Raw genomic sequence first — 19,745 nt, 5'->3', positions numbered from 1 at the left:
CTTCCGCTTGGTGCTCGGCCATTGCGGCCGTGGAAGGGGCGCACCCGCGCTGCCGGTGGATTAGAGCCCTAAACCACACCATCAAGAGCAGCCGAGAGACCTGCCTCCGTGACGCTGCAGCTTCCCCCGGACATTTCCTGTCCGGAAAGGTGCTAATGGCAGGAACGATGGAAAGGAAAGAGCCAATGACGCTCAAGCACAACCATGACCAGATCCAGGCCACGCAGGCGGGGTCCCTGCCGCGCACACCGGAGCTTATCGCGGCCAACGCGGCCCGCCGGTTCAGTGGGGACGGTTTCACCCTGGAACGCACACCGGAGTTCGAAGGCTTGCTTACCGACGCCGTCGTTAACCTGGTCCAGCGCCAGACCGACGCGGGAATCACGATTCCCGGCGACGGGGAATACGGCAAGGCCATGTCCTACGACGTCGATTACGGTGCCTGGTGGACCTACAGTTTCCAGCGCACAGCCGGCTTGGAGCTGACCGAATTCAACCCCATCCTGGCCGAGCCGGTCCGCAGCGAACCGGGGAACGTCCGGCTGACGTCCTTCGCGGACCGGAGGGACTGGACGGAGTTCGCGCAGGCGTACCAGGACCCGTCCAGCGGCATCCAGATCGGTAAGAACGCGACGGCGTTCCCGTCGGCGACCGGACCGCTCAGCTACACGGGGCAGGAGGCCATTGCCTCCGATATCGCGAACCTCAAGGCCGGCCTCGACGCTGCGGGAGCCTCCACCGGTTTCCTGACCGCGCTTTCCCCTGGATCAGCCAGCCGGATCGGCAACGAGTACTACGCCACGGAGGAAGAGTTCATCTACGCATGGGCGGACGTGCTGCGGGAGGAATACCAGGCGATTGTCGGGGCCGGGCTGGTGGTGCAGATTGACGACCCGTCCATCGCGGAGAACTGGGACCAGATCAACCCGGAACCCAGCGTGGAGGACTACCGGAGATTCACGCAGATCCGCGTCGAGGCACTGAATTATGCCCTGCGCGGGCTGCCGGAGGACCAGGTGCGGTTCCACGTCTGTTGGGGTTCCTGGCACGGTCCGCACACCACGGACATCGAATTCCGCCACATCGTGGACCTGGTGCTGTCCATCAATGCCGGTGCGTACTCCTTCGAAGCCGGCAACGTCCGGCATGAGCATGAGTGGACGGTCTGGCAGGACACCGCACTTCCGGACGGCAAGCTGCTGATTCCCGGGGTCGTGTCCCATGCCACGAACGTGGTGGAGCACCCGGAACTGGTGGCGCAGCGCATCGAACGGTTCGCGTCCCTGGTGGGCCCGGAGAACGTGATCGCCGGGACCGACTGCGGGCTCGGCGGGCGCCTGCATCCGCAGATCGCCGCCGCCAAGCTCGAGTCCCTGGGCCAGGGTGCACGGCTGGCGTCCGAGCGGCTGTTCTCGCGGGTATAGGTCCGCTAACGACGGCGGTGCCGGACCTTCCATGTGGAGGTGCCGGTGCCGCCGTCGTCAGTTACCGGGTGCTGCTCCGCGCGCGGAACGCAGCCCGCAGCGCCCGCCACGCGCCGGTGGACCAGAGTGCCCAGATCACCAGCAGTGGTTGAAAGAACAGCCGGATCAGCCGTGCCTGGTCCGAGTCCAGTCCAAAAGCATCTGTGCCGGTGACGTACTGCGAAATGTTGCCCGGGAAGATGGCGATGAAAAACGCGGCGGCAGCCAGACCTGCCGGAACCCTCCGGCTGGGCAGCGCGGCCAGCGCAGCGCCCAGCCCGATTTCGGCAATACCCGAAAGCAGCACCACGGTGTCCTCATCCAGCGGGACCCAGCCCGGCACCTGCGCCCGGAACTCGCCGCGGGCGAAGCTGAGATGGCTGGTCCCGGCAAAGACCAGGAACAGGCCCAGGGCGACGGCGGCAGCCCGCCGCCGGCGGGAGGATTTGGGGGCGGGTTCGGTGAGGGCACTTCGCACAGGGCTCGGAGACATTTCCCGACGCTAACAGGGACGATCCGGCAGGGAAACCCCGCCGCAGATGTTTCCGGCCAAGATCTAGTGCCCGAAGGAGTCCGAATCCAGGATGCCGGCGTCCCCGGTATCCAGGGCGGTAAGGCCCGCGACCTCGCTGGCCTCCAGGGAGAAGTCGAAGACGGCCAGGTTTTCCTCCAGGTGTGCCCGGGAGGAGGCCTTGGGGATCGGCACCAGGCCCTGCTGCACGTGCCAGCGCAGCACGATCTGGCCCGGGGTCCGCCCATACTTTTCCGCCAAAGCGGTGACCACGCGGTCCTGCAGCAGGCCGCCGTCCCGGCCGAGCGGGCTCCAGGACTCGGTGATGATCCCCAGCCGGGTGTTGGCCTGGCGCGAGGCTTCGCGGATGTGCCGGGGGTCCACCTGGATCTGGTTCAGGTCCGGAATGAGTCCGGCCTCGGCGAGGCGTTCCAGATGGGCAGGCTTGAAGTTGGAAACCCCGATGCCGCGCACCAGGCCTTCGGCCAGCAGATCAGCGATGCCCTGCACCGCCTCGACGAACCGGTCCTGGTCCGGGTTCGGCCAGTGCACCAGCAGCAGGTCGATGTACTCGGTGCCGAGCTTCGCCGCAGACGCAGAGAATGCCTGGCGTACACCTTCGCGGCTGTGCCAGCGCTTGTTGAACTTGGTGGTGATGACCACTTCGGAGCGGGCAATGCCGCTGCGCCGCAGCCCTTCGCCGACCCCTGCTTCGTTGCCGTAATTCTCCGCAGTATCAAAGAGCCGGTAACCGGCGTCGACGGCGGCTGTGACGGCCCCGGCCGTTTGGGCATCATTCATGGGCCACGTGCCCAACCCGATGGCCGGCAGCTCAAGTCCGTTGCGGAGCGTAATCGTGGGGGCGGTGGAGTTGGGCATGGTCTGTCCTTTCACTGCTTTGATTCCTGTCCCTGCAGGACTCGCTGGTTTGAGCCTAGCCAGCTCGGCCCCGCCAGTGCAGAGCGTGTCATTCCGTGGACAAGAGTGAAGCTGACGCTGCGAAAGTGTGGTGGGTGACCAGCTCGGCCAATCTCTCGTCGTGACGGTGCAGAATTCTGCGAAACTCAGCCTCGGCGGGTGGCCCCAGCTGGTCGTAGAGGGTGGCACAGACAGACACCGCACCGTGCATCGGATAGTTTTCGCCGAGAAGTTCGTGGGGCAGCTGAGGATCTTGCCTGCGCAGGGTGCGCCAGTCAGCCATGACCGACGTGCGCAGCCTGAGGGCTGCTTCACCCGGACGCGACCCGGCGAGGAATGGATCCACACGTGATGGATCCGATCCATCGCAGATCTTCGATGCAACGGGTGCCCAGCATGCGATGAACTCTGAATAGGCTTCGGCCAATCCCGGTAGACCGAAGGCTGACTGGACGGAGTCCAACGGAGAATGGTCAGGCAGGCTGGCGCCAGTGAAAACCGTTAGCTGGCTGGGATTCATCTGTCCCTCGAAGGAGGATCTCAGGTCATTGAGCGAATCCAGGTGGTAGCCGGGGCGGACCCACAGTGCGTCATACAGGTTGCCGAAGCGAAGTTGGCGTAGATGATCCCGCAGCAGCCGCCTTGTTCCTTGTGCATCGTCCGGCAGCGAGTAGCCCACAAGGGTCCATGCTCCGTCCCAGTCCTGCGGCAGGTGGCTCATGAAGAGTGCCCGTACATGGGAATCGATCCGCTCGTGACTCATGGGCGAGACCGCGTAAGCGGTCTGCCGTCCGGTCTTCGAACCGACCAGAAAACCACGTTGAGCGAGCCGCTGGACCGCGGCACGGGCTCCACTGGCTGTCACGTCGAAGACCTGGAGCAGGTCCACGAGCGCCGCCGACGGAACAGGTTCTGCGCGTGTATGCCAATAGTCGCCCAACAAGACTGTCAGCAACTGCTGCGGGCGGGCCCCATTCTGAAATCTCGGCAGGGTGGCGGTGGGTGCGGGCATGCGTCGATTCTGCCATTGGACCACCATCCCGGGCCTCACGACGCCCGGGGCGGTGGGTCCTCCTTGGCGATCAGCCGCAGTGGCACCGAGCGGGGCCCGTACTCAAGCCAGTTCATCATCTCAACGTCGCCGGACAGTTCAAAAGATACTGTCTGCTCCAGGATCACCTGCAGCCCGATCAGAAGCTCCATTCGTCCCATTGTGGCGGCCGGGCATTTGTGGGCCCCGCGCCCAAAAGCAAGGTGCGAGTTATTGGGGCGCCGGAGAATAAAATCATCAGGGTTCGGGAACACCGCCGCATCACGGTTTCCAGCCGGAAATATGAGGGCAATAGGCTCACCCACGCGAACGATCCTCCCATGCACCTCGGTGTCTTCGCGGGGGGTGCGGGAGAAGACCCTGTACGGGGCGTGCAGGCGCAGAAACTCCTCGATTGCTGCGGGCAGGTCTTCCGGATGCTCGCGCAGATGCTGTTGGAGGGCCTGGTCTTGGGCCAGATGTACCAGGCAGCTGCCCAGCACTGCCTGCGGGGCACCCATTCCGGCGACGATCATTTGGCGAATGGTTGCAATAGCCGTTTGTTCGGTGATGTGGTTGTCGGGGTTGGCCGCAGCCTCATGCAGGCTGGCAACGAGGTCCCGGGACGGGCCTGCCCCGGCCTCCAACCGGTCGCGGTACACCTGCTCAGCGATCCGATACAGCTCGGTGCTGCATTCGCTGATGATGTCTTCGTCCATGTCCTGGATAGCGAACGAATATCGCACACCTATCTCACGGATACGTCGGGTCAGAGCCGGAGGAACGCTCAGGAAGGCTGCGAAGCAGTCCATAACGAACGGTGCGGCAAAGTCTCGGACTCCATCCGCGTTGGATTTCCTCAGCAAGGCTGTTACGAGTTCTTCGGCACTGGAACGGAAGAACTCTTCATGCCCACGAACAACGGATCGACGCAGCACCGGGTCAATTGCCAGGCGGTAGGCCGTGTGCTCCGGCGGATCGAAGTGCAGCGGAGGACGCCGTGATGAGCGCGGCACATGCGGTACGACGTTCTGCACCGAGGTGATGAACAGAGCGTCGTCCTGGGTAATACGGACTATGTCCTCGTAGGTCGTGGCGGACCAGAAGCCGCCGAAGTCCTCGCTCCACGGGAAGGGGTTGTTTCGACGGAGCTCCGCATAGTCGCGGTGGGCGCTGCCAAAGCTCTCCTCCAAGGCGGGGGACCACTCCGAGGTCCGTGTTTCAGCGACAGTGTTGCCGTCGTCGCGAGGGCGCTCATTAGCGGAGGCGCCGTAAGGGCAATGGCCCATGTCAGATTACCTTTCTGCGGGCCCAGCGGGCCACCGATTCGAGAGCCACCACCACAACGATCAAACCAATGAGGATTCCGGCGGTCTGCTGGTAGTGAAGCGTTGCCACCGATTCGTCCAGCAGGAAGCCGATGCCTCCGGCACCGACGATTCCCAGTACTGCGGATTCGCGGAGAGCCAGATCAGAGGTGAAGAGGCTGTTGCCGATGAAGCTGGGCACGAACTGCGGCCAGACGCCGCTGACAAATACCTGGATCCGGCCGGCCCCAGTGGCCTCGAGAGCCCGCAAAGGAGCAGGATCCACATTCTGTAGGGAGTCCGTGAAGAACTTTGAGGCTAGGGCCGTGCAGGAGATGGACAACGCGAGGAAACCTGCGAAAGGTCCCAGGCCGAGCGCCGCCACGAAGATCAGGGCGTAAACGATGTCAGGGATGCCGCGAACAAAAACGATAAGTCCCCGCAGAGCCAGTGACAGCGGGGCGAAACGAACCAAATGGCGTGTCGACAGGACCGCGATGACCAGCCCGAAAACCACGCCGAAGAACGTGGCGGTGAAAGCCATGACGACGCTCTCGAAGATCCCGAGCAGGATGTCCTGAGTGAAGATCGGAGGAATGAAACCGGAGAGCAGGGCCGTCGTGTTGCTCCATGCCTGACCCAGACGGGACGGGTTAATGGAGAGCTGGCTGAGTGAGAACAGGAACAGGCACGCTGCTGCCGCAGTTCCGCTGGCGCGCAGGGCCCGCCGCCGGTTCCATATCGGTGTGGCCAACCCGGGGCCAGCGGCAAAAAGCTGGGATTGGGTATGTTCATCCGCGTGCTCTGAGACGGCTCTCTGCATGAGGTAGGCGATGAGCTCCAGAACAAGAAGGAGCACGACTATCACCAGGATGATGCCGGCAGCCCGACGATAATTGAGTGAGCCTATGGCCGTCTGCAGCGCAACTCCGATACCGCCGGCCCCTACCAGTCCAAGCACGGCTGAGGCACGGACATTGATGTCCAGACGATAGATCACCAGCGATGTGATCGCAGGCAGTGCGCGTGTCAGCGTAGTTGAAACAAAGTTCTGCATCCGGTTGGCGCCCGCAGACGCGACCGCTTCCCGCGGGCCGGGAGCCTGTTCCTCAAAGACATCGGCCATCATCTTCCCGATCATCCCGATGGAGTGGAAGGCGATGGCAAGCGCACCGGCCAGGGGGCCAAGGCCAAAAATGCGGACAAACAGGATGGCAAAGATGAGTGTCGGAACGGACCGGGTCACGATGATGACGCTATGGGCCAGCCATTGGACGGCTCGGGGGCCCGTGAAGTGTCGAGACGCAGCCGCAGCTAGAAATACGGAAGCAAGCGTCGCCAATCCCGTCCCCGCCACCGCGATCCAAAGAGTTTCCAGGGTTAGGGTGAGCAGCGCCGGGACCGGGCCTGTGGTGGGTGGAACCATCCGCTCCAGCAGCCTGGCGATGTCGCCCAGGCCGGCTGCAACTGCGGCGGGACGGATATCGATCCACCAGATTCCGAACATCGTGACAACTGCGTAGGCAAGCGGAATTCCAAGCGCCGCCGCCGAAACGCGTGGACGTCCCTGCGCCCACGTGGTCCCTGTGGCAGGTGCTGTGTGGGAAGAAGGTGCGCCCTTTTGCCGGTTTCGCCCGGTCTGGGCAGAGGTGTCTTCAGCTGCTTTTTCCAAGGCTCCCTTCATGCGTGGGAGCCCTTGGCATTTTCATAAATCGAACGGACAGCTGCCTCCGAGGTCCGCTGAGTGGGTGTGTCCAGGATCAGGGCACCGTCGCGGACGGCCACGATCCGGTCGGATACCTGCAGAGCCAGATCAACCTGATGAAGGGAACAGACCACGGTAAATCCATCCTCCGCACTGACCTTCTTCAGCGTGTTGAGTACCGAGAGGCTGGCGCTTGGATCCAGTGACGCCACGGGCTCGTCGGCCAGCACGATCTGGGCATCCTGCATCAGAGTCCGGGCGATTGCTACGCGTTGCTGCTGTCCGCCGGAGAGAGTGTCACATCGTTGGAACCGCTGATCGATGAGTCCAACACGCTCCAGGTTCGTCACTGCCTGCTCCCGGAGCGCTTTGGGATACGTGGATATTCCATAGCGCGGCATCCGAAGTGCACCCAAGGATCCCATCAGGACGTTTTCCATGGCGCTGAGCCGCCCTACCAGTCCGAATTGCTGGAAGACGAAACCGATGCGGGTCCGTAGCCTTCGCAGATCGCTGCGCCCACAAGCTGCCGGGTTGGTGCCGAGGACCGTCACCGTCCCGCTGGTGGGACGGTAACTTCCATTGATTAGACGCAGCAGCGTCGACTTCCCGGCCCCGGAAGGGCCGACGAGTGCGACGAACTGTCCCGGCCGCACCTCCAAGTTCACGTCCCGGAGGACATTTTTTTGGCCAAAACTGATGCCGAGGTTCCGGAGAACGAGGCTGGGAAGGGCCTGATCACCGGCGGGAGGATGAACATCCACGTTTTCGTGTCCTGAATCCTGCATGCGCTGGGGTGCGGTCATTACTAACTCCTCGCCAGCTAGTCGTTGCGGCAGACTTCGGCCTGCGTTGTTTCGCAGATCTCGCGAATGGAGGCGAAGTTCTCGTCAGAAGCCGGCTCAAAAGCGAAGGCACCGGTACCGCCCCACTCGCATGCCATCTTCCCCGCGTAGTCTGCACCCCACGATGGGTGGGCCTCACGTTGGGCCGCCGGGCACAGGCCTGCTTCGGCGGCCGTGACCGCGTTGTATTTGAGGACGGCCTCCGCAATCTTGGTGCGCAACTCGTCCGGCAGCCAGTTGCCGATGACCATTGGAGTACCGGGAATGTCCGGGGACGTCCATACAGTGTCCACATCGCCTTCCTTGATGACGCCGCGCGCCGGGAGAATGTCCGTTACGAAGGTGCCCGCCACAAAGGCGATATCGCAGTCGCCGGCAAGCATTTGTGTCACTGCGACATCGTGGGAACCCGCAAAAATCGGGTTGATATCGCTCTTTGGGTCCAGTCCGATCGCCATCAGTCCAGCGGCAGCAGACAGGTAGCCCGTGCTGGACGCTGGATCAGTGAAACAAACGTCCTTCCCCGATACGTCTTCCAGCGTTTTGATTCCTGATCCGGCAGCCACTACGCCCAGCGACTGAACGGCACCCGAGCCGGGCGACGGAGTCCGCTGGTCCACGGCCACGGGAGTCACGTCAGCGACATTCTGGGCAAGGTAGTACGAAAAAGCGCCATATGTGGCGATATCAACGCGCTTTGCCACCTGGGCTTCGATGACACCTGCGTTGCTGCTAACCGCCTCAATGCTGGTGGGCAGGCCGGTTTCCTTCTCGATCGCCGCGACGATGGGCTTGAAGCTGTTTTCAAGCTCCTTGCTGTCGTCGGTGGGGACGACGGCGAACACCAGCGCCTGGGGGGAATTGCTAGAAGTGCCACTGGAATCATTGGCCGCTGAGCGCGCGTTCGGGCTGGCACCGCAAGCGGTGAGCAGGAGGCCTGCAGCCGCAAGGGCCGTGATGGTTCTGAAGCTCTTGTCCATAGTCGACTCTGACTCCTCTGATTGCCTCTGGTTACTGGGTGGGGGCTCCGCTGGCGCCGCCCACTTCCTCACTACGCAACACTTATTTGATCGAACGAGCGAATATGTGTGGCCTATTACTCCAGACCTTACCTCTAGAAGGTATGGCGCAGATCACAGTGCATCAGGCATTATTGAGTTTGTCAACGGTTTAGCTTGTACAGCGTCTGGAGTTGGCTCGTTCAATTCACGGCGCAGCGCGCACGGACTCTTAGCGGTGTAGGCCGCCGACTACAGAAACATCCAGGACCCTGGCTTCCCAGGGCCGGAGGACACTGGCTCCTCCTGGGCCTGCGTAGTTGCCCAGAACCAGTTCCCCGGCGACCGAAAGATCCGGGGGCAGCTCCAGGTCGCGGTGGAAAACGTTGGCCAGCACCAGCCACTCGGTGTCTCCCAGCATGCGGCGGAAAGCAAACAGGTGCGGATGATCGGGGTCCTCCAGCTGGAAGCCGCCCAGCACCACTACGTCCTGGGTATGCCGCAGCCGGATCAGGTCCTGGTAGTACCGGAAGACCGATTTCTCCGCCGCACGGTCTGCCTCCGAGTTGATCTGCCGATAATTCGGGTTGACCTGGAGCCAGGGCTCGCCCGCCGTGAAACCGGCATTCGGGCCGGCGGTCCACTGCATGGGTGTGCGTGCGTTGTCCCGGCTCATCGCCCGCAGGGCCTCCAGCGCTTCTTCGGGCTGGATGCCCTGGGAAGTGGCCTCGGCGTAGAAGTTCAGCGATTCCACATCCTGGTACTGGCTGATCGAGGTGAAGCCGGCGTTGGTCATGCCGATTTCTTCGCCCTGGTACACGTAGGGTGTGCCCCGCTGCAGGTGCAGCAGCGTTGCCCACAGGGTGGCGGATTCGTAGCGGAACGCGCCGTCGTCTCCGAACCGGGAGAGATGCCGTGGCTGGTCATGGTTGCTCAGATACAGGCTGTTCCAGCCACGGTCGGCCAGGCCGCGCTGCCAGCGGTTCCAAGAGGTCTTCAGATCCGGCAGGCTGAGCGGGCGGTAGTTCCATTTCCGGCCGCCGATCTGGTCTAGGTTTACGTGTTCGAACTGGAAGACCATGTCCAGCTCGGCCCGGTAGGGGTCGGTGTACAGCAGGGCCTGGTCCACGGTGGCTCCGGGGGTTTCGCCGACGGTGAGGAAATCGCCGTCGCGCCCGCTGAAGACCTCCCGCCGCATTTCCTGCAGGAACTCGTGGATCCGCGGGCCGTTGGTGAAGTACGGTGCCCCGTCGCCCCAGATGCTGCCCGGTTCCACCAGGCCGTCCGGCAGGGCGAGGTCTTTGGAAATGAAGTTGATGACATCCATCCGGAATCCGTCGACCCCGCGGTCCAGCCACCAGCGCATGGTTTCATAAACCTCGTGCCGGACGTGCGGGTTCTCCCAGTTCAGGTCCGGCTGGTGCGGGGTGAACAGGTGCAGGTAGTACTGCCCGGTTTCCGGTTCGAAGGTCCAGGCCGGGCCACCGAAATGTGATCCCCAGTTGTTCGGTTCGGCGCCGGGCTCACCCGGCTCGAAGCCGGGCCGCGCGTCCCGCCACCAGAAGTAGTCCCGGTAGGGGTTGTCTCGGGACTGCCGGGCCTGCGCGAAAACCGGGTGCTCGCTGGAGGTGTGGTTCACCACCAGATCCATCACCAGCTTCAGGCCCCGGACGTGCATCTGGCCCAGCAGCTCGTCGAAGTCCGCTTCGGTGCCAAACAGCCTGTCGATCCGCCGGTAGTTGGAAATGTCGTAGCCGTTGTCCCGCTGCGGTGACTCATGGACCGGGGAGAGCCAGATGACGTCCACGCCCAGCTCCTGCAGATAATCCAGGTGCGCGAGGATGCCTTTGAGGTCGCCAACGCCGTCGCCGGAGCCATCCGCGAAACTGCGCGGATAGATCTGGTAGACGACGGCGCTGGTCCACCACGCGGGCTCGTGCGGATCGCTCATGGCTGGCTCCTCTCACAGGCAGTGCGTGGGAGTCTACGCCGGCAACCCCGGGCGGCGGCAGGTGAGGGCTAGTCCTCCACAGCGTCACCGCGCACCAGCCGGCGGGTGACCTCGGTGAGGAGCTCGACGCCGCGCACGGCGTCCTCGTCCCGGGTGAACTCCGCTTCATTGTGCGAGATGCCGTCCACGCTGGGAACAAAGAGCATCACGGTGGGCACGTGGTCCTTGAGGTTGGTGGAGTCGTGCCCGGCCACGGTCATGATGTCCATGTGGCTGAAGCCCAGGGCCTCGGCCGCGGCGCGGCCCAGCCGCACGCCGGCCGGTGAGTAGGGGTTCAGCCCCCACTGGTGGGTCAGGGCCAAGGACACCTCGGTCCGCGAGCGCACCTCCGCCTCGGCGATCCGCTTGCCCAGCAGGTCCATGGCGCGTGCCAGCACGGATTCGTCGGGGGAGCGCAGGTCCAGGTTCATGACCGTCTGGCGCGCGATGGTCACCGGCGAGTTCGGCAGGACCTGCAGCTGCGAAACGGAGCTGTGCAGCTGGCCGGGCTCAAACTCCTCAGTCAGTTCCCGGGCGGCCGCGATCACCAGCGCCGCACCGTACAGTGCGTCGCGGCGGTCCGGCATCCGGGTGGAGCCGGTGTGGGACTGGTCCCCGTCCACGGTCACCAGGTACTTGGCCGCGGCCCAGGTGCGGTCCACGATTCCCACCTGGATGTTCTGCTCCTCCAGGATTTTTCCCTGCTCAATGTGGATCTCCGCGTAGCGGGCAATGCTGCCAAGCCAGGGTGCGGAGTCCGACGCCGGAGAGCCGGCTGCCAGGGCTTCAGCCACTGTGGCTCCGGCCTGGTCCTGCGTGGCCAGCGCGGTTTCCAGCGGGAGCTTGCCGGTGAAGACACCGCTGCCCATCATGCTGGGCGTGAACCGGCTCCCTTCCTCGTTGAACCAGTTCACGACGGCGAGGTTGAACACCGGCGTGAACTCGCCGGCCTCAGCGGCGGCCGCGGCCCGCACGACGGCGTGGGCGGCAGCCAGCACTCCGTACGCACCGTCGTACCGGCCGGCCAGCGGCTGGGAGTCCAGATGGGATCCGAGCAGGACCCACGGCGCGCCGGGCACCAGTTCAGCCAGGCCAAACTGGTTGCCGGCCGCGTCCACGGCTTCGCGCAGTCCGTGCCCGGCGAGCCAGGTACTGAACCAGGAGCGTGTGGCGTGGTCCTCCGGGGTGCCGGCCTGGCGGTCCACTCCGCCGCCCGGCGTTGCTCCAAAGCCGGACATCACGGTGAAATCGGCGAGGAAGCCGGTGTTCGAGGTACTCATGGGGTTTCCTTCGCGCTGTGAGTGGGGTGGAAATCTGGATGCCGGTAGCGTAGCTCTCCGCCCACCATGGTGCCCAGCACCACGGTTGTGCTGATGCGGCCGGGTTCGACGGCGGTGGGATCCTGGTCCAGGAACACCAGGTCTGCGAGCATCCCGGGGGAGAGCCGCCCCTTTTCCGTGTCTGTTCCGGTGGCTGCGGCGGATCCGGTGGTGTAGGCGGCGAGCGCCTGGGCGGCGGTTAGCCGCTCGCCCGGGCCGTAGACAGTTCCCGAGGGGGTGAGCCGTTCGACGAAGGACTGCATCACGTCCAGCGGGCGCCCGTTGGAAACCGGCCGGTCCGAGCTGCCGGGGAGCACGGCTCCGCGGTTGAGGATGCTGGCGGCCGGATAGGACCACTCGGTGCGCTCCGATCCGAGCAGCTCCGCCATACCGTCGCCGAACTCGGTGATGAAGTGCGGCTGCGGGACCAGCACGATCCCGGCTTCGGCAATGCGGTCCAGCTGCTCCGGCCGGACCACACCGCCGTGCTCAATCCGGTTGGGGAAGCAGTTGGCGCCGTAGGTCTCCTGTGCCTCGGTGATGATTGAAATCGCGTGGTCCACTGCGGCGTCCCCGATCGCATGCATGGCGATCGGCCAGCCGGCCCGGTAGGCGGCCAGCGCCGAACTCCGCAGCTGCGCCGCGTCCATCTGCAGGTAGCCGTGGTTGTGCGTGCAGCCGACGTAGTCCTCGGACATGTAGGCGGTGCTGCCCAGCAGGGAACCGTCGCTGAAAATTTTGACCGGTCCAAGACGCAGCCATTCGTCGCCGAGTCCGGAGCGGATCCCGGTGTCCAGGCCCAGGCCGTCGGGATCGTCGGCGTGGCCGGTGAGCTGGCGCAGGGCGTCCAGGACCAGCATGGGCTGCATCCGGACCTTGAGCAGACCCTTCTCCCGGGCCGACTGATAAGCGGCGAATTCGCGGGGTGAATGGCCGATCCAGCCGCCGGCGATTCCGGCGTCGGTCACGCTGGTAATACCTTCGGTGAGGTAGTGGCTGGTGGCCAGCTCGAGGGCACGCTCGATGGTCTCGAGCGGGTAGGGGAGCATCAGGTCCTGGACCAGGCGCATGGCGTTTTCCTCCAGCAGCCCGGTGGGCCGGCCCGCCGGGTCCCTGGCCACCACACCGCCGTCGACCGCCGCGTCCAGGTCCGCGGACCGGGAAACCAGTGCCAGGGCCGCACCGTTGAGCGTGCAGGCGTGGCCGGAGGAGTGCTTGATCCAGACCGGACGGCCGCCGGAGGCCTCATCCAGCCGGTCCCTGTCCGGCTGGGCGCCGCCGAGCAGGAGGGGGCTGAAGCCGGAGGCGATGACCCACTGATCGGGCTCCAGGTCTGCGGCTGCCAGGCCGACGGCGGCGTACACCTCCTCGAGGGACCGGACGGCTCCCAGCGCGGTTTCCATCAGGCCCAAGCCGAACCACACGCTGTGGCTGTGCACGTCATTGAACCCGGGCACCACCGTCAGGCCGCCGGCATCCAGGACCGCCCGGGCCGGGATCTCCAGATCGGGATCGACGGCGAGGACCCGGCCGCCGTGAATCACCAGGGTGTGTGCTGTGGGCCGGTGCGGATCCTGCGTCAGGACGCGGGCATTGGTGATCATCAGGTCGGCGAGCATGAATTCCTAGCAGTTGATGCCGCCCCCGGAGAGGGAGCGGCTAAAGAGGCAGTGCAGTTCGAGCCAAACCCATTCAACTATGGCTAAATGTCTCACTCAATGGACATTAGCCGCCAAAATTAGCGATTGGATTATGCATTTTCATAAAGTGACCGCATGACTGAAACTCCCGGAACGGTCTTCGTTCCGTCCACCCGCAGCCTCCCGCGCGAGCCTTCCGGCGGCCAGCAGTGGGAGGACCTCATCCAGCGGCTCTGGGTCCAGCGGGATACCCTGGTGAGCGATTTCCTCAGCCGGTTCGAGGCAGTCTCCTACGACGACGCCCGGGTTCCGCCGGAGGATGTCTACCAAACCGCCGTGGACACCATGGACATGTTCCTGTATCAAATGGCCGGGCTTGAGCTCCCGCCCGACCTGCGGAACCTGCCGCGTGAGGTTGCCGCCCGGCGGGCAGCCCAGGGAGTGCCCCTGCACTCCTTCCTCGAGGCGGTCCGCAACGATTTCCGCGTGCTGTGGAAAGGCCTGGAACGCGTGGCAGACGGGGACGGTGTGACGGTGCTGGTCTCCAACATGGACCGGGTGATGGATGTGGTGGAAGGGTACGTCTCCAGCATTCAGCAGTCCTTTGTTGAGGCCGAGGCCCTCCTGGCACGGGACAAACAGCTTTACCGCCAGCGGCTGATCTCCCGCCTGTTCACCGGGGAACCGAAATCCGGCAAGGATATCGAGGACATCTGCGCCGGCGTGGGAGTCAAAGCCCTCGACGTCTTCGAAGTGATAGCCGTGATTGGGGACGCCGTTCCGGCGGCCCAGCGGGCGTTCCTGAATGACCGTCGGTGCCACTCCTATGACCGTGCGGGCGTTCTCTATGTGTTCAGGGTCCAGCGCCGGGGCCATGCCTGGCTTGACGAACCGCCGCCGTTCCCTGCCGGCTATGTGCAGGACGTCGCCGGGCTGGCGGCGGTTCCCGGAGCCGCGGCCTCGGCCCTCGTGCTGGCGCGGAGCGGTGCTTCCGGCCTGCAGACCATGGATGAGGCCTGGATGCGCATCGCCGCTGACCTCCTGGAACAGACCCTTCCCGGGTTCTGCGCCGCGGTGCATGAGGCGATGGCCCGCTGCACCGAACATGAACGCCAGCGCCTGCTGCAGGTGGCGGAAAGCTATGCCCGGACCGGTTCCATCAAGGAGACTGCCGAGGAACTGTACTGCCACCGCAATACCGTGGTGAACCGGCTGCATTCACTTCAGCAGGTCATTGGCCTGGACCTGGCGGTCCCGGGTCAGGCGGCGAAGGCCCTGATAGCGCTCAGCTCCCTCCCGGAATTTCCCCGCACTGTTTAAATGCCCAAACTTTGGGTGAAAGGTGGGTGAAATTTGTCATTGTTTGTGGAAATGCCGCCTGACTACGCTCAGGAAGAGACCTCCCACAGCCGGCCCAGCAGCCATTTCCATTCCTTGACTGCGGCAGCGGCCACCTTGAAAGGCACCACTCGTGACTGAAACCAACACTAAACCGGGGGAACGCGGCGCGCCCGTGACCATCTCCGGAAAGGACGCGGGCACCATTGCCCGGGCGTCCTTCGTCGGCACCGCCCTGGAATGGTACGACTACTACCTCTTTGGCACTGCTGCGGCGCTGGTTTTCAACCGGCTCTTCTTCACCACCATGGACCCCACGGCTGCGCTGCTGGCCTCCTTCGCCACCTTCGGTGTTGGTTTCGCTGCCCGGCCCATCGGCGCGGTCCTCTTCGGCTACATCGGTGACCGCTATGGCCGCCGGCCCGCACTGCTGGCAACCATCGTTATGATCGGCATCGCCACCGGCCTCATCGGCTTCCTGCCGGACTTCGGCACCATCGGTCTTGCCGCTCCGATTCTCCTGGCCGTCCTGCGCCTGGTGCAGGGCCTCGCCGTCGGCGGCGAATGGGGCGGCGCCGTGACCATGGCGATCGAACACGCGCCGGTGGAGAAGCGCGGACGCTTCGCTGCACTGGTCCAGGTTGGTTCCCCCGTTGGCACCCTGCTTTCAGCCGGAGCGTTCTCGCTGGTGCTCCTGTTCCCCTCCGAGACCTTTGATGCCTGGGGCTGGCGCATTCCCTTCCTGATGGCCTTCCCGCTGCTGCTGGTTGCCCTTTGGATCCGCGTGAGGGTTGAGGAATCCCCGATCTTCAAGGATCTGCTGGCGCAGGAAGAAACGGCCAAGGTTCCGGCCCTGGATGTGTTCCGCAACGCCGGCGGCCGCCTGGTCGTGGCTGTGATGGCTGCACTGCTCGGTGTGGGCGGCTTCTACATGATCACCACCTTCATCGTCAGCTACGGTTCCAACACCCTGGGCGTTGACCGCCAGGTGATGGTCAACGCCACGCTGATTGCGGCCGTTGCCCAGATCTTCGTAACCGTTGCAATGGGCCGGCTGGCCGAGAAGATCGGTCCGGGCAAGGTCACCATGTGGGGCGGCATCCTCACCGCCGCGGCCTCGTTCCCGATCTTCGCGATGGTGGACACCAAGTCCCCCCTGATGATCACGCTGGCGATCACGCTGGGCATTATCCTGATCGCAGTGGCGTACGCGGTCAACGGAGCGCTGCTGACTGAACTGTTCCCGCCGAAACTGCGGTACTCCGGTGTGGCCCTGGGCTACAACATTGCCGGCGCTACCAGCGGGTTTATGCCGCTGCTGGCAACCGCCATGCTTGGCTTCTCCGGCAACCAGTCCTGGGGCGCGGCGCTGATCCTCGTGCTCATTGCACTGATCACCGCGGTGGGCGGTTTCCTGGGCGAACGCCTCCGGGTGCAGGACAAGCGGATCGTTGCCGCTGACTAAAACCAGCTGAACCGGCGCCGGGAAGCGCTCAAAATCCGGCCGGCAGGAACTGTCCCCCCATGCAGTTCCTGCCGGCCTTTCCTCTGCCCCAACGCGTTGACCGCCGGTCCGGCTAGGGCTGGGTCAGCGCCCAGACCCTCGTCCCGGGGGCTGCCGGCCTGATTGTATGTGCTGTTCCGGCTGCGGATCAGGTACCGCAGGTCAGATAGTTAGATCCAGCCGCATCAGGACGCGGGGGAACCCGTTCAGCACGGACGTTGTCTGCGCAGCCTTGGTGAACCCGGCCGCTTCGAAGAGGCTGCGGGTGCCCACGTAGGCCATAGTGAGATCGACTTTCGCGCCGCGGTTATCCACCGGGTAGGCTTCCACGGCTGGCGCCCCGGCGGCCCGGGCAAAGTCCACGGCTCCGGCCACAAGGGCATGGGAAATACCCTGGCCCCGGTGTCCGGGACGGACTCGGATGCACCACAGGGACCACACCGCGGCGTCGTCGACGTGCGGTATCTTCCGGCTCTTGGCAAAGGAGGTATCCGACCGCGGATGGATGGCAGCCCAGCCCACCGGCTCGCCGCCGTCGTACGCCAGGACTCCCGGCGGCGGATCTTCCCGGACCAGCTCCCGGACCCGTTCGCCCCGCGCCGTCCGCACCAGCGCCTGGTTTTCCTTGGACGCCGTCAGGCGGTAACTCAGGCACCAGCAGACGTTGGCGTCCGGAGACCTGGGACCCAGGACGGCAGCCGTGTCGTCGAAGTCGGTGGCGGGGCGGACCTGGATAGACATGCGCACACCCTACTCCGGAACAGCAGCGAAGCTGAGAAACCCCGTGGAACGGGCTAGACTAGCCGGTTCACCGTGGCAGACGGACTGCCCGGTGCCGATGCAGCAGCCAAAGAAAAGAGAACCCATGTTTGCCGCTGGAGCGTCCATTACCGAGATTGAGCAGGACGTCGAGGAAATGATCGTGGGGCTGGTCCACCGGCTGGGGGACCTGGCCGATGCGGACCCGGATCCGGTTGGCGCCCAGGAGCGGGCCTACATCAAGGCTTTTTCTGATGTCCGGGCCAACAGCTCGATGGATCAGGCAGCCCTGCTGGCCACCGCCGTCGGGCGTCCCAACCTGGCGGAATCCCTGCTGTACCTCAACCGCCGGCTGGACGAGGCGAACCTGGGCCCGCGGGACCCGGCCGGCATCATCGGCGTCGTTATCCGGCTGGCCATGGACGGACTGTGGGTCAGCGACATCCTGGACTCCAGCCGCTTCACCCGGGCCGAACGGGACCGGATCACCAACCTGCTCACCGCACTGTCCCGGCTCAGCGACGAGCGGATGACGGGGCTCCTGCCGGAGTGCGCCGCCACCCGCTAGCGGCTACTTCTTGTCGTCGCCGTTGAGGCGCTGGGACAGATAAACCGGGATCATTGAGAGCAGGATCAGCACCGCGGCAATTACGTTGACCACCGGGGCCTGGTTGGGCCGGGCCATGTTGTTGAAGATCCAGATCGGCAGGGTTTCGGTGCCCGGGGGAGCGGTGAAGGTGGTGACCACCACTTCGTCGAAGCTGAGCGCGAAGGCGAGCAGCCCGCCGGCCACGAACGCCGAGCGGAAGCCCGGGAACGTGACGCCGAAAAAGGTCTTGACGACGTTGGCACCCATGTCCATGGCCGCTTCCTCCAGGCCGCGGTTCATCCGGCCCAACCGGGCCTGCACGTTGTTGAACACCATCACGATGCAGAATGTCGCATGGCCCACGATCACCGAGAACAGCCCCAGCCCGATGCCGAGCGGTTCCAGCACGGTCTTGAACGTGTTGTTCAGGGCGACGCCGGTGACGATGCCGGGCAGTGCGATGGGCAGCACCACCAGCAGGTTGATCGTGTTTTTGCCGAAGAAGTCGTACCGGGACAGGGCGAACGCGACCATGGTGCCCAGCAGCAGGGCGATCACCGTGGCGACGGACGCGACCTTCAGCGAGGTCCACAGTGCCTCGCGGACGCCGTCGTTATGCCAGGCGGCGACCCACCAGCGGGTGGTGAACTCCTTAATCGGAAACGCCCCGGAGGTGGTTGCGTTGAACGAGTTGGCGATGACCAGCAGCAGCGGCAGGTAGATCGCGGCCATCACCAGTCCGGCGAAAACGCGGAGGGTGATCTTGGCGGAAGCGGAAAGCCTCATGGCAGTCTCCTACAGTTGCTTCAGGGCGCCGGACTTGCGGGCCAGGAACAGGTAAAGCACGACGACGATGATCGGCACGGTGCCGAAGGCTGCGGCGAGCGGCGGGTTGAGGTTGATGTTGGAGGCGATTACGGTGCCGATCACCTGGGTCTTGCCGCCGACGAACTGGGCGGCGATGTAGTCGCCCAGGCTCAGCGAGAACGTGAAGATGGACCCCGCCACAAAGGCCGGTTTCAGCAGCGGCACTGCCACGGTCCAGACCGTGGACCAGGCCTTGGCCCCGAGGTCAGCGGAGGCGTCGAAGAGACTGTCCGGGATCTGCCGGAACGCGTTGTAGACCGGCACGGCCATGTACGGGAACCAGAGATAGGCCAGGGTGATGATCAGCGCGGCGGTGCCGTAGCCCGGGCCGGACATGCCCAGCGGGGCCAGCAGCCAGTCCAGCGGTCCGCCGGAGGAGAACGTGATCCGCCAGGAGAAGACCTTGACCAGGTACCCGGCCCACAGCGGCAGGGTGATGCCGATGGCGAAAACCGCGCGCATCCGCGGGGAAGCGACCTTCGCCATGTAGAGGCCCAGCGGCAGCGCGAGCGCGGCGCAGAGCACGGTCACGGCCAGGGCTATCCCGATGGTCCGCAGGGCGGTCTGCTGGTAGGCGGGGACGGTGAGGATTTCAGCGAAGTTCTCCAGCGTGAACGCCGGAATGACCTTTGACGTGAAGCTGTCCGTCGTCCAGAAAGCGGTGATGAACAGCAGGATCAGTGACCCGATGTAGAGCACACCCAGCCAGGTCAGCGGCAGTAGGAGCAGCCCGGCCAGCCGGGCCCTGGGCCGGGCGTAAAGCAGGCGGGAAACACGGTCGCCCAGGCTGTTCCGGGGCGGCGCCGGGGGCGCGTCGGGAGCGGATGGGGGTGGGGTTCGTTCGGTTACTGCCATGGCGCTTTCCGGCGGATGCTCCGCCGATTCTCCTCTGTGGCCGGATCTGTGGGACGTAGGGCCGCGTGCGCGGCTGTGAGGGGTCTGGCCGGCGGGCGGCGGCTGTT

The 19,745-nt window shown here is 64.7% G+C and carries 17 protein-coding genes; 4 read left to right on the top strand and 13 right to left on the bottom strand.

All coding sequences use genetic code 11. From position 1 onward, the window contains the following. Window positions 1-185: 185 nt before the first annotated feature. Complete coding sequence (locus tag ArtHe_RS12945) at window positions 186-1,424, top strand: cobalamin-independent methionine synthase II family protein (protein WP_248317331.1); 1,239 nt, start codon at window positions 186-188, stop codon at window positions 1,422-1,424. Between the two features lie 61 nt (window positions 1,425-1,485). On the opposite strand, the gene ArtHe_RS12940 is transcribed toward ArtHe_RS12945, so the two are convergent. The 10 genes from ArtHe_RS12940 to ArtHe_RS12895 form a co-directional block, all read right to left on the bottom strand. Further along, window positions 1,486-1,956 (bottom strand): hypothetical protein, encoded by a 471-nt coding sequence (locus ArtHe_RS12940; RefSeq protein ID WP_248317330.1) that lies wholly within the window; start codon window positions 1,954-1,956, stop codon window positions 1,486-1,488. A 63-nt stretch (window positions 1,957-2,019) separates the two neighbouring features. Next, window positions 2,020-2,853: an aldo/keto reductase gene (locus tag ArtHe_RS12935; RefSeq protein WP_248317329.1), complete on the bottom strand. Its 834-nt coding sequence runs from the start codon at window positions 2,851-2,853 to the stop codon at window positions 2,020-2,022. Window positions 2,854-2,941: 88 nt separating this feature from the next. Next, window positions 2,942-3,904 (bottom strand): PaaX family transcriptional regulator C-terminal domain-containing protein, encoded by a 963-nt coding sequence (locus tag ArtHe_RS12930; RefSeq protein WP_248317328.1) that lies wholly within the window; start codon window positions 3,902-3,904, stop codon window positions 2,942-2,944. Window positions 3,905-3,939: 35 nt separating this feature from the next. After that, complete coding sequence (locus ArtHe_RS12925) at window positions 3,940-5,115, bottom strand: cytochrome P450 (protein WP_248317327.1); 1,176 nt, start codon at window positions 5,113-5,115, stop codon at window positions 3,940-3,942. 97 nt (window positions 5,116-5,212) lie between these two features. Further along, window positions 5,213-6,913 carry a phosphonate ABC transporter, permease protein PhnE gene (phnE, locus tag ArtHe_RS12920; protein WP_248317326.1) on the bottom strand — a complete coding sequence of 567 codons (1,701 nt, stop codon included), beginning with the start codon at window positions 6,911-6,913 and terminating at the stop codon, window positions 5,213-5,215. Continuing rightward, window positions 6,910-7,740 carry a phosphonate ABC transporter ATP-binding protein gene (phnC, locus tag ArtHe_RS12915; RefSeq protein WP_248317325.1) on the bottom strand — a complete coding sequence of 277 codons (831 nt, stop codon included), beginning with the start codon at window positions 7,738-7,740 and terminating at the stop codon, window positions 6,910-6,912. Before phnC ends, phnE begins: the two co-directional genes overlap by 4 nt. 17 nt (window positions 7,741-7,757) lie before the next feature. After that, window positions 7,758-8,759: a phosphate/phosphite/phosphonate ABC transporter substrate-binding protein gene (locus tag ArtHe_RS12910; protein ID WP_248317324.1), complete on the bottom strand. Its 1,002-nt coding sequence runs from the start codon at window positions 8,757-8,759 to the stop codon at window positions 7,758-7,760. Between the two features lie 250 nt (window positions 8,760-9,009). Further along, window positions 9,010-10,728, bottom strand: coding sequence for an alpha-glucosidase (locus ArtHe_RS12905; RefSeq protein WP_248317323.1), 1,719 nt, complete (start codon window positions 10,726-10,728; stop codon window positions 9,010-9,012). A 68-nt stretch (window positions 10,729-10,796) separates the two neighbouring features. Then, on the bottom strand, window positions 10,797-12,047 hold the full coding sequence (locus tag ArtHe_RS12900) for a M20 family metallo-hydrolase (protein ID WP_248317322.1): 1,251 nt from the start codon (window positions 12,045-12,047) through the stop codon (window positions 10,797-10,799). Next, window positions 12,044-13,705 (bottom strand): amidohydrolase, encoded by a 1,662-nt coding sequence (locus tag ArtHe_RS12895; protein WP_248317321.1) that lies wholly within the window; start codon window positions 13,703-13,705, stop codon window positions 12,044-12,046. Before ArtHe_RS12895 ends, ArtHe_RS12900 begins: the two co-directional genes overlap by 4 nt. A 156-nt stretch (window positions 13,706-13,861) precedes the next feature. Here ArtHe_RS12895 and ArtHe_RS12890 point away from each other — a divergent pair, with 156 nt between their 5' ends. After that, complete coding sequence (locus ArtHe_RS12890; protein ID WP_248317320.1) at window positions 13,862-15,046, top strand: helix-turn-helix domain-containing protein; 1,185 nt, start codon at window positions 13,862-13,864, stop codon at window positions 15,044-15,046. A gap of 151 nt (window positions 15,047-15,197) precedes the next feature. Further along, the gene (locus ArtHe_RS12885; protein WP_248317319.1) at window positions 15,198-16,529 is read left to right on the top strand and encodes an MFS transporter; all 1,332 of its coding nucleotides are present in this window, start codon (window positions 15,198-15,200) and stop codon (window positions 16,527-16,529) included. A 201-nt stretch (window positions 16,530-16,730) separates the two neighbouring features. Here ArtHe_RS12885 and ArtHe_RS12880 read toward each other — a convergent pair whose 3' ends face one another. After that, window positions 16,731-17,309 (bottom strand): GNAT family N-acetyltransferase, encoded by a 579-nt coding sequence (locus ArtHe_RS12880; protein WP_248317318.1) that lies wholly within the window; start codon window positions 17,307-17,309, stop codon window positions 16,731-16,733. Window positions 17,310-17,433: 124 nt separating this feature from the next. On the opposite strand from ArtHe_RS12880, the gene ArtHe_RS12875 reads away from it, so the two are divergent. Next, a complete protein-coding gene (locus ArtHe_RS12875; RefSeq protein ID WP_248317317.1) occupies window positions 17,434-17,895 on the top strand; it encodes a TetR family transcriptional regulator in 462 nt (153 codons plus the stop codon). A 3-nt stretch (window positions 17,896-17,898) separates the two neighbouring features. Here ArtHe_RS12875 and ArtHe_RS12870 read toward each other — a convergent pair whose 3' ends face one another. Together ArtHe_RS12870 and ArtHe_RS12865 are read right to left on the bottom strand one after the other, a co-directional pair. Next, complete coding sequence (locus ArtHe_RS12870; protein WP_066302753.1) at window positions 17,899-18,702, bottom strand: ABC transporter permease; 804 nt, start codon at window positions 18,700-18,702, stop codon at window positions 17,899-17,901. Window positions 18,703-18,711: 9 nt separating this feature from the next. Next, window positions 18,712-19,638 carry an ABC transporter permease gene (locus ArtHe_RS12865; protein WP_248317316.1) on the bottom strand — a complete coding sequence of 309 codons (927 nt, stop codon included), beginning with the start codon at window positions 19,636-19,638 and terminating at the stop codon, window positions 18,712-18,714. Between the last annotated feature and the right edge of the window lie 107 nt (window positions 19,639-19,745).

This window comes from Arthrobacter sp. Helios (assembly GCF_023167125.1).
Classification (GTDB): Bacteria; Actinomycetota; Actinomycetes; order Actinomycetales; family Micrococcaceae; genus Arthrobacter_B; species Arthrobacter_B luteolus.
This window is presented reverse-complemented; position numbering and strand designations above follow the sequence as displayed.

Bases quoted from the DNA above. Each gene is read 5' to 3' on its own strand.
- ArtHe_RS12905 (WP_248317323.1), bottom strand. From the start codon at position 10,728: ATGAGCGATCCGCACGAGCCCGCGTGGTGGACCAGCGCCGTCGTCTAC.
- ArtHe_RS12890 (WP_248317320.1), top strand. From the start codon at position 13,862: ATGACTGAAACTCCCGGAACGGTCTTCGTTCCGTCCACCCGCAGCCTC.
- ArtHe_RS12910 (WP_248317324.1), bottom strand. From the start codon at position 8,759: ATGGACAAGAGCTTCAGAACCATCACGGCCCTTGCGGCTGCAGGCCTC.
- ArtHe_RS12865 (WP_248317316.1), bottom strand. From the start codon at position 19,638: ATGGCAGTAACCGAACGAACCCCACCCCCATCCGCTCCCGACGCGCCC.
- phnE (WP_248317326.1), bottom strand. From the start codon at position 6,913: ATGAAGGGAGCCTTGGAAAAAGCAGCTGAAGACACCTCTGCCCAGACC.
- ArtHe_RS12940 (WP_248317330.1), bottom strand. From the start codon at position 1,956: ATGTCTCCGAGCCCTGTGCGAAGTGCCCTCACCGAACCCGCCCCCAAA.
- ArtHe_RS12945 (WP_248317331.1), top strand. From the start codon at position 186: ATGACGCTCAAGCACAACCATGACCAGATCCAGGCCACGCAGGCGGGG.
- ArtHe_RS12895 (WP_248317321.1), bottom strand. From the start codon at position 13,705: ATGCTCGCCGACCTGATGATCACCAATGCCCGCGTCCTGACGCAGGAT.
- ArtHe_RS12935 (WP_248317329.1), bottom strand. From the start codon at position 2,853: ATGCCCAACTCCACCGCCCCCACGATTACGCTCCGCAACGGACTTGAG.
- phnC (WP_248317325.1), bottom strand. From the start codon at position 7,740: ATGACCGCACCCCAGCGCATGCAGGATTCAGGACACGAAAACGTGGAT.
- ArtHe_RS12870 (WP_066302753.1), bottom strand. From the start codon at position 18,702: ATGAGGCTTTCCGCTTCCGCCAAGATCACCCTCCGCGTTTTCGCCGGA.
- ArtHe_RS12900 (WP_248317322.1), bottom strand. From the start codon at position 12,047: ATGAGTACCTCGAACACCGGCTTCCTCGCCGATTTCACCGTGATGTCC.
- ArtHe_RS12930 (WP_248317328.1), bottom strand. From the start codon at position 3,904: ATGCCCGCACCCACCGCCACCCTGCCGAGATTTCAGAATGGGGCCCGC.
- ArtHe_RS12875 (WP_248317317.1), top strand. From the start codon at position 17,434: ATGTTTGCCGCTGGAGCGTCCATTACCGAGATTGAGCAGGACGTCGAG.
- ArtHe_RS12880 (WP_248317318.1), bottom strand. From the start codon at position 17,309: ATGTCTATCCAGGTCCGCCCCGCCACCGACTTCGACGACACGGCTGCC.